Annotated in this window: 10 protein-coding genes; 8 read left to right on the forward strand and 2 right to left on the reverse strand. The window is 67.0% G+C overall.

All coding sequences use genetic code 11. The annotated features are described in order from the left end of the window. Position 1 precedes the first annotated feature (1 nt). From AC5P9F_RS05935 to AC5P9F_RS05955, 5 genes are all read left to right on the forward strand, one after another. Positions 2–1177: a phosphoglycerate kinase gene (locus tag AC5P9F_RS05935; protein ID WP_005410835.1), complete on the forward strand. Its 1176-nt coding sequence runs from the start codon at positions 2–4 to the stop codon at positions 1175–1177. Further along, a complete protein-coding gene (locus AC5P9F_RS05940; protein ID WP_012481127.1) occupies positions 1174–1827 on the forward strand; it encodes an HAD hydrolase-like protein in 654 nt (217 codons plus the stop codon). The genes AC5P9F_RS05935 and AC5P9F_RS05940 overlap by 4 nt, the downstream gene beginning before the upstream one ends. 226 nt (positions 1828–2053) lie before the next feature. Continuing rightward, a complete protein-coding gene (gene pyk / locus AC5P9F_RS05945) occupies positions 2054–3520 on the forward strand; it encodes a pyruvate kinase (RefSeq protein WP_005410833.1) in 1467 nt (488 codons plus the stop codon). Between the two features lie 196 nt (positions 3521–3716). Then, the gene (locus tag AC5P9F_RS05950; protein WP_087923481.1) at positions 3717–4721 is read left to right on the forward strand and encodes a class I fructose-bisphosphate aldolase; all 1005 of its coding nucleotides are present in this window, start codon (positions 3717–3719) and stop codon (positions 4719–4721) included. A 129-nt stretch (positions 4722–4850) separates the two neighbouring features. Next, entirely contained in the window at positions 4851–5996 is a 1146-nt protein-coding gene (locus tag AC5P9F_RS05955) for a hypothetical protein (RefSeq protein WP_033834920.1), read from the forward strand. 92 nt (positions 5997–6088) lie between these two features. Here AC5P9F_RS05955 and AC5P9F_RS05960 read toward each other — a convergent pair whose 3' ends face one another. Further along, positions 6089–6688: an O-acetyl-ADP-ribose deacetylase gene (locus AC5P9F_RS05960; RefSeq protein ID WP_049404060.1), complete on the reverse strand. Its 600-nt coding sequence runs from the start codon at positions 6686–6688 to the stop codon at positions 6089–6091. 268 nt (positions 6689–6956) lie between these two features. Then, on the reverse strand, positions 6957–7916 hold the full coding sequence (gene cysK, locus AC5P9F_RS05965) for a cysteine synthase A (protein WP_005410829.1): 960 nt from the start codon (positions 7914–7916) through the stop codon (positions 6957–6959). A gap of 207 nt (positions 7917–8123) precedes the next feature. Between cysK and AC5P9F_RS05970 the strand changes: the two genes are divergently transcribed. The 3 genes from AC5P9F_RS05970 (at position 8124) to AC5P9F_RS05980 (ending at position 12350) form a co-directional block, all read left to right on the forward strand. Continuing rightward, the gene (locus AC5P9F_RS05970) at positions 8124–9107 is read left to right on the forward strand and encodes a LysR family transcriptional regulator (protein WP_024958695.1); all 984 of its coding nucleotides are present in this window, start codon (positions 8124–8126) and stop codon (positions 9105–9107) included. Positions 9108–9783: 676 nt separating this feature from the next. Next, the gene (locus AC5P9F_RS05975; protein ID WP_049459280.1) at positions 9784–10215 is read left to right on the forward strand and encodes a DUF2946 domain-containing protein; all 432 of its coding nucleotides are present in this window, start codon (positions 9784–9786) and stop codon (positions 10213–10215) included. A 71-nt stretch (positions 10216–10286) separates the two neighbouring features. Further along, entirely contained in the window at positions 10287–12350 is a 2064-nt protein-coding gene (locus tag AC5P9F_RS05980) for a TonB-dependent copper receptor (protein ID WP_099524692.1), read from the forward strand. Positions 12351–12556: the final 206 nt, after the last annotated feature.

Consider the following 12556-nt stretch of genomic DNA (forward strand, 5'->3'; position numbering starts at 1 on the left):
CATGTCCATCGTCCGCATGACCGACCTCGACCTCTCCGGCAAGCGCGTGCTGATCCGCCAGGATCTGAACGTGCCGATCGAGAATGGCCGCATCACTTCCGAACAGCGCATCACCGCTTCGCTGCCGACGCTCAAGCGCGCGCTGGAGCAGGGCGCGGCGGTGATGGTCACCTCGCACCTGGGGCGCCCGAAGGAAGGTGTGTGGAGCGAAGCCGATTCGCTGGCGCCGGTGGCCCAGCGCCTGTCCGAGCTGCTCGGTCGCGAGGTTCCGCTGGTGCGCGACTGGGTCGACGGCGTCGAGGTCCAGCCGGGCCAGCTGGTGCTGCTGGAAAACTGCCGCATGAACGTCGGCGAGGGCAAGGACGATGAAGCCCTGTCGAAGAAGTACGCCGCCCTGTGCGATGTGTTCGTGATGGACGCCTTCGGCACCGCGCACCGTGCGCAGGCCTCCACACACGGTGTCATCCGCTTCGCCCCGGTTGCTGCCGGTGGCCCGCTGCTGATGGCCGAACTGGACGCGCTGGCGCAGGCGCTGGATGCACCGGCCAAGCCGCTGCTGGCCATCGTCGCCGGCAGCAAGGTCAGCACCAAGCTGGAACTGCTGGCCAACCTGGTCGGCAAGGTCGACCAGCTGATCGTCGGTGGTGGCATCGCCAACACCTTCATCGCTGCCGCCGGTTACAACGTCGGCAAGTCGCTGTACGAGCCGGACCTGCTGGACACCGCGAAGAAGATCGTGGCCGATGCCAAGGCGCGCGGCGCCGACATCCCGCTGCCGGTGGACGTGGTGACCGCCAAGCAGTTCATGCCCGACGCGGTCGCCGAGGTGAAGGCGGTCGACGCCGTTGCCGAAGATGATCTGATCCTGGACATCGGCCCGCAGACCGCGGCGCAGTACGCGCAGCTGATCGAGAAGGCTGGCACCGTGGTCTGGAACGGCCCGGTCGGTGTGTTCGAGTTCGAAGCCTTCAGCAAGGGCACCGAAGCGCTGGCCCGCGCCATCGCCAGCTCCAAGGCGTTCTCCATCGCCGGTGGCGGCGACACCCTGGCGGCGGTCGACAAGTTCGATATCGCCCAGCAGGTCAGCTACATCTCTACCGGCGGCGGCGCGTTCCTGGAGTTCCTGGAAGGCAAGACCCTGCCGGCGGTGGCCGCACTCGACGCGCGCGGCGCATGAGTGCCGGGCACAGCAAGGATGTCCTGTTCTTCGACCTGGACGGCACGCTGATCGACTCGCAGGTGGGCATCACCGCCTGCATCGCCTATGCGCTGCAGAAGATGGACCATCCGGTGCCGCCGCAGGAGACGCTGCTGGGCTGGATCGGTCCTTCGCTGCGTACCACCTTCACGCCACTGTTCGTCGAACCAGCGCGGGTGGAGCAGGCGGTGGGCTATTACCGCGAGCGCTTCGATGCCGAAGGCTGGCGCGAACACACGGTGTACCCGCAGGTGGAAGACACCCTGCGCACGCTGCATGGCCGAGGCCACCGCCTGGCGGTGGTCACCGCCAAGAACGAGCCGCATGCGCGCCGCATCCTTGCGCACCTGCCGTTTGGCGGGCTGTTCGAGGAGATCGTCGGTTCGACCCTGGACGGCTCGCGCAGCCACAAGCCCGAGCTGGTCGGGGAGGCACTGCGCCGCCTGCAGCTGCAGCCCGCACAGTGCTGGATGATCGGCGACCGCCGCATGGACATCGAGGGCGCACGCCACCACGGCCTGCGCAGCGTGGGCGTGCTGTGGGGCTTTGGCGGTGAGGCCGAACTGACCGAAGCCGGTGCGGGCCAGCTGGCTCGCGAGCCGGCACAGCTGACGACGCTGTTGGCCTAGCTGTGTAAACCCACCCCGCCTGGAGAGCTGGCCCCACGCTCGGCTGATTGCGGCCCGCGGTGCAGCCGGGCAGGGCCCGGCTCTACAGAACACCCTGCGCCAGCGTATGTCCGGGTGATGTCCGTTCCATGACCCGCGAAGCCAGGCAGCACAAGGCTGTAACCGTATACATGCGGCGTGAAGGATGTGCTAATTTCCGTTCTTTATCGGGAGAGGCCCATTCACCATGTTCGAGCGTCAGCGTCGCACCAAGATCCTTGCCACCCTCGGTCCGGCCACTGATCCGCCGGGCGTGCTGGAGGATCTGTTCCGCGCCGGCGTCAACGTGGTGCGCCTCAACTTCAGCCATGGTGACCCGTCCGGCCAGGCCAAGCGTGCCGCCGAAGTGCGTGCCGCCGCCGCCCGCGTCGGCGTGGAAGTGGGCATCCTGGCCGACCTGCCGGGCCCGAAGATCCGCATCGAGCGCTTCGCAGAAGGCAAGGTGCAGCTGAAGGCGGGCAACCGCTTCGACTTGATCGCCAGCACCAGTGCCGGCCCGGGTGATGCCACCCAGGTGGGTGTGAGCTACCTCGGCCTGCCGCAGGACGTGGGTCCGGGCGATGTCCTGTTGCTCGACGACGGCCTGATGCAGCTGCAGGTGGTGGAGGTGCAGGGCGAACGCATCATCAATACCGTTTTGAACGACGGTGTGCTGTCCGACCGCAAGGGCCTGAACAAGCAGGGCGGCGGCCTCTCGCTGGGCGCGCTGACCGAGCGCGACAAGGAACTGATCGGCATCGTCGCCAAGATCGGTGTCGACTTCATCGCTGTGTCGTTCTGCCGCAACGCGCAGGACATGAACGATGCGCGTGACATCGCCCGCTCGCATGGCTGTGATGCTGCACTGGTATCGAAGATCGAGCGCACCGAGGCCATCGAGAATCTGGAAGAAATCGTCGAGGCCAGCGACGTGGTGATGGTCGCCCGTGGCGACCTTGGCGTGGAGATCGGCGATGCCGAACTGCCGGGCCTGCAGAAGAAGATCATCAAGGCCTCGCTGGCACAGAACAAGGTGGTGATCACTGCCACGCAGATGCTGCAGTCGATGGTGGAAAGCCCGATTCCGACCCGTGCCGAAGTGCTGGACGTGGCCAACTCGGTCATCGACGGCACCGATGCGGTGATGCTGTCGGCCGAGACCGCTGCAGGTGCCTGGCCGGTCAAGGCGGTCGAAGCAATGGCGCGCATCTGCCTGGGGGCCGAGCGCCAGTTCCAGACCGAGACCGACTTCAACGCTTCGCCGCGCAACCTCGAGCGTGCCGACCAGGCCATTGCCATGGCCACCATGTTCCTGTCCCAGCACGTGGGCGTGCGCGCGATCGTGGCAATGACCGAGTCCGGTGGCACCGCGCGTTACCTGTCGCGTTTCCGCGCCAAGGCGCCGGTGTTCGCGGTGACCCGCCATGACGGCGCGCGCCGGCAGATGGCGCTGATGCGCGATGTGTTCCCGATCAACTTCGACAGCCGCGGCCTGACCCCGCGCGAAGCCGCGCGCGGCAGCATCCGCCTGCTGGTGGAAGCCGAACTGCTGCAGGCCGGCGACCGCGTCGTGTTCACCAGCGGCGAGCACATGGAAACCCACGGTGCCACCAATACCCTGCGCCTGCTGGAAGTGGGTGAAGACGGCCGCGCCATTGGGCTGGGCGATCTGTAAACCCAGTCGGCCTCGGGTCGGAGCCGCTGCGCGCATCCGACCCGGGGTCAGATCCCCAAAGGGGCTCTGACCCCATGCCGCAGGACATCCCTTGTCCTGCGCGGACATTGGAATCGTTTCCATCCTGGCCTCGACACCGGGGCAACGGGCAGCGGGGCTATACTTACGTTTTTCCCGCACCCGCCACAGGAAATACATGAGCATCGAACAGCTGGCCGAAACCGCCCAGGCCATGGTCGCCCCGGGCAAGGGCATCATCGCGATCGACGAATCCACCGCTACCATCGCCAAGCGTTTCGCCGGCGTCGGTATCGAGAACACCGAGGAGAACCGTCGTGCCTACCGCGAGCTGCTGCTGACCACGCCGAAGCTCAACGAGCACATTTCCGGCGCCATCCTGTACGACGAAACCATCCGCCAGTCGACCAGGGACGGCGTGCCGTTCGCCAAGTACATGGCCGACCACGGCATGATTCCGGGCATCAAGGTGGACAAGGGTGCGCACCCGCTGGCCGGCTGCCCGGGCGAGCTGGTCACCGAAGGCCTGGACGGCCTGCGCGAGCGCCTGCAGGAGTACTACAAGCTGGGTGCGCGCTTCGCCAAGTGGCGTGCGGTCATCAACATCGGCGAGAGCATTCCGTCGGGCACCTGCATCGAGTCCAACGCCCACGCGCTGGCCCGCTATGCCGCCCTGTGCCAGGAATGCGGCCTGGTGCCGATGGTCGAGCCGGAAGTGATCATGGACGGCGACCACGACATCGAGACCTGCTACGAAGTCACCGAAGCCACCCTGCGTTCGCTGTTCGATGCCCTGTACCAGCAGAACGTGCTGCTGGAAGGCACCATCCTGAAGGCCTCGATGGTCATCTCGGGCAAGGGCTGCGATGAGCAGGCCGACGTCGAGGAAGTGGCCGAGTCGACCGTGATGTGCCTGAAGAGCACCGTGCCGGCCATCCTGCCGGGCGTGGTGTTCCTGTCCGGTGGCCAGAGCGACGAGCAGTCCACCGAGCATCTGAACGCGATGAACCAGCTGGGCAACCTGCCGTGGCCGCTGAGCTTCTCCTACGGCCGCGCCATGCAGCAGGCCGCGCTGAAGCTGTGGGCCAAGGATATGAAGGGCAACTACGCTGCCGCCCAGAAGACCGTGTACGAGCGCGCCAAGGACAACGGCCTGGCCGCGCTGGGCAAGTGGAACGGTTGATCCGTCCCATCGCTGGATGAACAAGGCAGCGCCGGCATCACGCCGGCGTTTGCTTTTGCGGGTATCTTTTCCGCCCCCGCGTGCCCGGCCGGTACGCGGGAACCACATGGAAGGCCAAGGAGAAACAACATGCGTTTGGCAGCAATCACACTGGCCGTAGCCACGGTCCTGGTCGCCGGCGGGTGCAACCGCATCGGCGGCGGCGCAGAGGCAGGCAAGGCCGCGTCGCTCGATTTCGACAAGCCGGTGTCCGGCGAGATCACCTCGCGCAGCGGCATCAACTTCAATGATGGCAGCCATCACCAGCTCTACCAGATCAAGCTGGAAGACAAGGATCTGGTCGGCCTGAAACTTACTGGTGCCCTCAGCGGCTCGATCGCCGTGTTCAACAACGGCAGTCTTGTTTCCACCAGCAACACCGGTTACGAACGCGAAGGCGACGTCTCGCTGGCGTTCCGTGCCAATGGCGGCGGCACCTACCAGGTGGCGGTCAATGCCGATGGCCCGACCGCCTTTGGTCCGTATCGCCTGCGAGCCGAGAAGCTGAAACCTTACGACGGCAAGCCGTTGGCGGGCAGTGGCGAAATCGTGGACATGCTGGCCAGTGACTCGCAGGACTACACCCTGCAGGTGGACAAGGCCGGCCTGTACGAAATCCGCCTGGTGTCGGATGTCTTCGATCCGGTGCTGAAGCTGTCGGGCCAGGGCGTTGAAGCCGAAAACGACGATGGCAACGACAGCACCAACTCGCGGCTGACCCTGTCGCTGAAGCCGGGCAAGTACACCCTGACCGCGCGCGGCCTCGGCAGCGGTGTCAATGGCATGTTCACCCTGTCTGCCTCCCGCATCGAACTGCCGGGGAATCTGGTCGAGCGCGATGGCACCGCCCTGCCGAAGTCGGGCAGCGTGTACACCATGCTGGACAACGAAGGCCGTCGCCGCTTCCTGCTGACCCTGGACCGGCCGGCCGACGTGCGCCTGGATGCGATTTCCAGCCAGGTCGATACCGTGCTGCGCGTGGTCGGTGGCGATGTCGAGCTGACCGATGACGACGGTGGCAACGGTACCAACTCGCGCCTGGAGGAGACTCTGCCGGCCGGTCATTACACCGTCGACGTGTCCAGCCTGAACAATGGCGCAGGCATGGTCGAGGTGCGCGTGCAGGTGGAAGGGGCCAGCGCCGAGGGTGCTGCCGCCTCGGCTGCACGTGCCGCTGCCGACGCTGCAGCCGCCGTGGCCGATGACGCCGCTGCGGTGGAAGCTGCCAGTCGTTGAGCGTGATCCACGCCATGCGTGGATGACATCAACGGTGCAACTGAGAAGGCCGGGCAATGCCCGGCCTTTTCCTTTCCACGCTGCGCCGCGATTCAATGCGCGGCGGCAAAACCCGCGTCACCCAGGGGCGGCAGCATCGACCCGCGCGGTTCGCTGTCGGCGCTTTGCCCGGCGGCACTCAACGCCTGCTGGTAGGCCTTGGCCGTAGCGGTATTGAACGCCACCAGCACGATGCGCATCGGTTGCGCATGGCTGCGCTGCCAGGCCAGTGTTTCGGTCACTGCGATCTGCGCGGCCTGGTACAGCGGATAGCCGTATACGCCGCAGCTGATGGCTGGGAATGCGATCGACTGCACGCCCAGCGATTCGGCCAGCTGCAGCGACTTCCAGTAGCAGTTGGCGAGCAACGCCGGTTCATCGCGCTGGCCGTCGTGCCAGACCGGGCCCACCGTGTGCAGTACGTAGCGTGCAGGCAAAGCGTAAGCACTGGTGGCGCGCACTTCGCCGGTCGGGCAACGTACGCCCGGGCGCAGTTCCGGCAGCTGCCCGCATTCGGCCAGCAACGCGGGCCCGGCCGCACGATGGATCGCGCCGTCGACACCGCCACCACCGAGCAGCGTTTCATTGGCCGCGTTGACGATCGCATCCACCGCCAGGGTCGTGATGTCGCCCTGCCAAACTTCGATCTTCATGCGTCCGTCTCCTGCCTGTGAGGTGATCCGCGCAGCATCTGCGCCGGCTGTTCCCACGGTAGGGGACAGGGCATCGATACTGCGTCATGACCGTCTCACGCGCTGCGATCCGACGGCCTTCACGCACGATGGCGGGCGACGCCTTCATGCAGGCTGAAGCAGAAGGGGGTCGGAGCCCTTTCCCTGCGGAAAAGGGATCCGCCCCCGGGCATGTAACAGGATGGGGTCGGATCCTTTTCCGGATGGAAGAGGCTCTGATCCCCGGGTGTCACGGCAGGCCGGCCAACCAGTCGTCGTCGGAACCCTCATTCACGTCGGCAAACAGCGGCGTGGAGAAGTAGCGTTCACCGGTGTCCGGCAGCATCGCCAGAATCACTGAACCCGGTTCGGCACGTGCGGCCACGTCCAGTGCGCTGGCCACGGTAGCGCCGGCGGAGATGCCGACGAAGATGCCTTCCTCGGCGGCCAGTCGGCGCGCGGTGGCGATCGCGCGGTCATCTTCCACCGTCAGCAGTTCATCCACCACATCACGGTTGAGCACGTCGGGCACGAAGTCCGGGGTCCAGCCCTGGATCTTGTGCGGCTTCCAGTCATCGCCCTTCAGCAGTGCGGCGCCGGCTGGCTCGGTGGCGATGATGCGGGTCTGCGGACGCGCGACCTTCAGCACTTCGCCCACGCCGGTGAGCGTGCCGCCCGTGCCCCAGCCGCTGACGAAGTAGTCCAGCCGCTTGCCGGCGAAGTCGCGCAGGATCTCGGCGGCGGTGGTGTTGCGGTGATACGCCGGATTGGCCGGGTTGGCGAACTGGCTGGCCAGGAACCAGCCGTGCTGCTCGGCCAGTTCGCGCGCCTTGCGCACCATGCCGCTGCCGCGTTCGGCGGCCGGGGTCAGGATCACCTTGGCGCCATAGGCGCGCATCAGCTTGCGGCGCTCCACCGAGAAGGTCTCGACCATGGTCGCCACGAACTTGTAGCCGCGCGCGGCGGCGACCATCGCCAGCGCCACGCCGGTGTTGCCAGAAGTGGCTTCGACGATGGTGTCACCCGGCTTGAGCAGGCCACGTGCTTCGGCGTCGAGGATGATCGCCAGCGCCAGGCGGTCCTTGACCGAGCCGCCCGGGTTGAACGACTCGACCTTGGCGTAGACGCTGACCTGCGGCGGCGCCAGGCGCTGCAGCTTGACGATGGGGGTGTTGCCGACGGTATCGAGGATGGAGTCGTACAGGGCCATGGAAGCGCTCCGGAAACAGGGCCGCGCCGGACGCCGGCGGGCAGAAGGGGAGGGCTGGCTGTTCAGGCCAGCGGCTGCCGGCTGACCGTAGCGCCGGCATATGACGCCCGGAAATGACCAGATACCTTTCTTAAACAACCTTTGGTTATAAGCTGGTGACGGCAATTGACCCTAGAGTGGACCTCCGCCCCACGCCGCCCGCCTCCCATGACGCTGACCCAGCTGCGCTACCTGGTCGCCATCGCCGACGCCGAGCTGAACATCACGCTGGCCGCCTCGCGCGTGCACGCCACCCAGCCCGGCCTGTCCAAGCAGCTCAAGCAGCTGGAAGACGAGCTCGGCTTCCTGTTGTTCGTGCGCAAGGGCCGCAGCCTGGAGTCGGTCACCCCGGCCGGCACCGAGGTCATCGCCCGCGCCCGCGCGGTGCTGGCCGAGGCCAACAACATCCGCACCTACGCGGCCAACCAGCGCCGCGAGAGCCAGGGCCAGCTGATCCTGACCACCACCCACACCCAGGCGCGCTTCGTGCTGCCGCCGGCGGTGGCAGCGATCAAGCAGGCCTATCCCCAGGTGAGCGTGCACCTGCAGCAGGCCGGTGAAACCGACGCGCTGGACCGCTTGAACCAGGGTGACGCGGATATCGCGATCATCAGCACCGCCGGCAGTGAGCCCACCGATGGCATCGCGGTGCCGCTGTTCCGCTGGCGACGCCTGGTGGTGGTACCCAAGGGGCACCCGCTGGACCGCGCCGGCCGCGCACCGGACCTGGCCGCGTTGGCCCGGCAGCCGCTGATCAGCTACGAATCCTCGACCCGCCCGAATTCCTCGTTGCAGCGCGCCTTCGCTGCAAACGGCCTGGCGCCGGACCTGGCGCTGACCGCGCTCGATGCGGACCTGATCAAGACCTATGTGCGTACCGGGCTGGGCGTGGGCCTGCTGGCCGAGATGGCGGTCAGTTCCAACGACGAAGACCTGCGCTCGTGGCCGGCGCCGGACCCGATCAGCGAGTGCATTGCCTGGGCGGTGTTGCCGCGCGACCGGGTGCTGCGCGATTACGCGCTGGAGCTGGTGCACGTGCTGGCACCGCAGATTGATCCGCGCGATCTGCGCAGGGTGCTGGATGGCAACCAGGCCGCCGCGTGGCCGGTGCCCCCGACGTGGGAGTCACTGACCCAGACCATCACGGTGTGAGGGGGGGCGAGCAGGGCTTGCAGCCCTGCACCTGCTGCGGACAAAGGCAACAGCAACAGCAGAAGCGGCATTCCGTGGGTTGGCGGGGCGGTGTCGGAGTGCGGAGACGCTGCAAGTACGTCCCTGTAAGCTTGGCAGCCGCTTGCTCGTGTGCGCTTTCCTGCGCACACGGCAAGACCGGGGTTGGGCGTCCTGCCCAACCCGCCCGAGACATGCCTCGGACCCATGCGGCTGACACCCCGCACTCCGACACCGCCCCACCTCTGACAGATCCCGATGGCTGCTGGTAGGTGTCGACCTTGGTCGACACGATAGATCCACGCCATGCGTGGATGCTTTTCGATTCCAGTTCGAAATATTCGATTCCGATGGAGATTCATCCACGCATGGCGTGGATCTACTGCAGATCGCAGAGATCTGTCGAAGGCGGGGTGGGTCCGGTTGCGGGGGCGTGAGCCGCATGGATGCGGCGACCGAGCTTACATGGACGTACTTGCAGCGCCCCCCGCAACCGGACCCACCCCGCCTAACTCACAGGAAGCCAGCTTTTGATGTTGCTTCGGCTCTTGCTGTTGCTCCAGCTCGCAGCGGGTGCAGGGCGCAGCCCTGCCGATAAACTCCCTCCTGCGACGGTTCGTCGCACGGGTAACCCTGGACCCGGCTCTACACTAGCGGGGTGATCCGCCTGTCCCGCCCGCAGCGTCTTCTGCTCCAGCTCGCCATCCTGGCGACGCTGCTGATGGTGCTTGCGCCGCTGGTCAGCCGCGCGCTGCAGGCGCCGCCGATGGACCACACCGCAATGGCGGGCATGGACCACGCCGCCATGGGCCATGACATGCACGACATGGCCATGGCCGGGCACGATCAGCACGGCGCCGCGCCGGCAGTGCCCCGCCCCGCGGCCGATCCCCACGCCATGCATGGCGAAGCCTGCGAATACTGTGTACTGGCCATGCGCCTGCTGCCATGGCTGGCGGTGCTGGTGCTGCTGTTGCCGCTGCTGTGGCGGCCGCGCCTGGTGTTCCCGTGGTCGCAACAGGTGCTGCCCGCACCGCACTGGCCCGCACATGCCGCACGTGGGCCACCGCGCGTCTCCATCGTCCGCTGATATCCCCGTGAATCTGCCGCACGACGCCTGACCGGGCGCCGTGCGCGCGTGCGTACCTTGGAGCTGTTCCGATGAAAATGACTTCCCGCCCCGCGGGCGCCTGCGCGCGCCTGCCGGTTGCCCTTGGCCTGGCCGTGGCCGCGTCACTGGCCCACGCTGCGCCCGCCGACGAGGCGCGTACCCTCGATACGATGGTGGTCACCGCCGCCGCACCGTCCTCGCCGCTGCACTGGGTGACCGATCCGCGCCTGCCGCGGCAGCCGGTGCCGGCCAGTGATGGTGCCGATTACCTGAAAACCGTTCCCGGCTTCTCTGCCATCCGCAATGGCGGCACCAACGGCGACCCGGTGCTGCGCGGCATGTTCGGTTCGCGCCTGAACATCCTCAGCAACGACGGCAACCTGATCGGTGCCTGCCCGTCGCGCATGGACAATCCGCTGTCCTACATCGCGCCGGAAAGCTTCGACCGGTTGACCATCATCAAGGGCCCGCAGAGCGTGCGCTGGGGCGCAGGTGCCTCGGCCGGTACCGTGCGCTTCGAGCGCGACACGCCGCGCTTCGATGAACCCGGCCTGCGTGCCGATGCCAGTGCGCTGGTCGGTTCGCGCAACCGCAACGACCAGGTGCTGGACCTGACCCTGGGCGATCCGACCGGCTATGTACGCGCCAGCGGCAACCGCTCCGAGGCCGATGACTACAAGGATGGCCACGGTGACGTGGTGCCGTCGAAGTGGCGCAAGTGGAACGGTGACGTGGCCATCGGCTGGACGCCGGATGCCGACACGCTGCTGGAGATTTCCGCCGGTGCCGGCGATGCCATCGCGCGTTATGCCGGGCGCGGCATGGACGGCGCCGCGTTCGAGCGCACCAGTTACGCGGCACGCTTCGAGAAGCGCAACCTGCCGGGCGCGTGGGACACGGTGCAGGCCAACGTGTACTACAACGAAGCCGACCACGTGATGGACAACTACACGCTGCGCACGCCGAATCCCAACAGCATGATGCCGATGCCGATGGCCTCGAACGTGGACCGCCGTACCCAGGGCGGCCGGGTCAGTTCCGAGTGGCGTTGGCAGGATGTGCAGCTGGTGGCGGGTGTGGATGGCGAAGACAGCCGCCACCGCGGCCGCATGGGCATGGGCCGCGATACCTACCGGCAGGCGGCGTGGGAGACTGATGCCAACTTCCGTCGCTATGGCGTGTTCAGCGAACTGACCCTGGGCGCCGGCACCGACCAGCGCTGGATCAGTGGCCTGCGCATTGACCGCGCCAGCGTCCGCGATGAGCGGCAATCGATCCGCGGAATGATGGGGAACAGGCCCAATCCGACTGCGGGCCAGCGCCGCAAGGAATGGCTCGGCAGTGGTTTCCTGCGTTACGAGCAGGACCTGGCCGACGGCCTGACCTGGTACGCCGGGCTCGGCCACAGTGAACGCATGCCCGACTACTGGGAGCTGTTCTCGCCCAACCACGGCCCGGCCGGCGCAGTGAACGCGTTCACCGGCGTGCAGCCCGAACGCACCACCCAGCTCGACGTCGGCCTGCAGTACAAGGGACCGCGCGTGCAGGCGTGGGTTTCGGCGTACGCCGGGCAGATCCAGGACTACATCCTGTTCACGTACCACGGCAGCGGCATGATGGGCATGAGCCAGGCCCGCAATGTCGACGCGCGCATCGCCGGTGCCGAGGCGGGCCTGGAAGTGAGCCTGGCCGGGCAGTGGAAGCTGGGCGGCACGCTGGCCTATGCCTGGGGCGAGAACCGCGACCAGCAGCGTCCGCTGCCGCAGATGCCACCACTGGAAGCACGCCTGAGCGCGAACTGGGAAGGCCAGCGCTGGAGTGCCGGGGCACTGCTGCGTGCGGTGACCCACCAGCACCGCGTGGCCGAGGGCCAGGGCAACGTGGTCGCACAGGACCTCGGGCCGAGTGCAGGTTTCGCCACGTTCGCGCTCAACGCCGCGTACCGTTTCAGTTCGCAGCTGCAGCTCAGCGCGGGCGTCGACAACCTGTTCGACCGCGCGTACAGCGAGCACCTGAACCTGGCCGGCAGTGCCGACTTCGGCTTCCCGGCCGACCCGGTGCGCATCAACGAGCCCGGGCGCAGCCTGTGGATGAAGGTGAACTACCGGTACTGATCCGCCGGGTGAAAAAAAACCGGGGCCGGATCCCCGCCAGGATCCGTCCCCGCCCGACGCCCTCTGTCGGGCAGCTTCGACTCTACGATGGCAACGCCCGTGGTGCACGGCTGGATACAACCCGACACACGCCGACACCGCCAAGGGCAGCCTTGCACGGAACGGGTTCAAGGCGCTATCACGGCTTCGGTTCCACGATGGTAAAC

It is taken from the genome of Stenotrophomonas sp. YJH_SMC_4 (genome assembly GCF_059371575.1).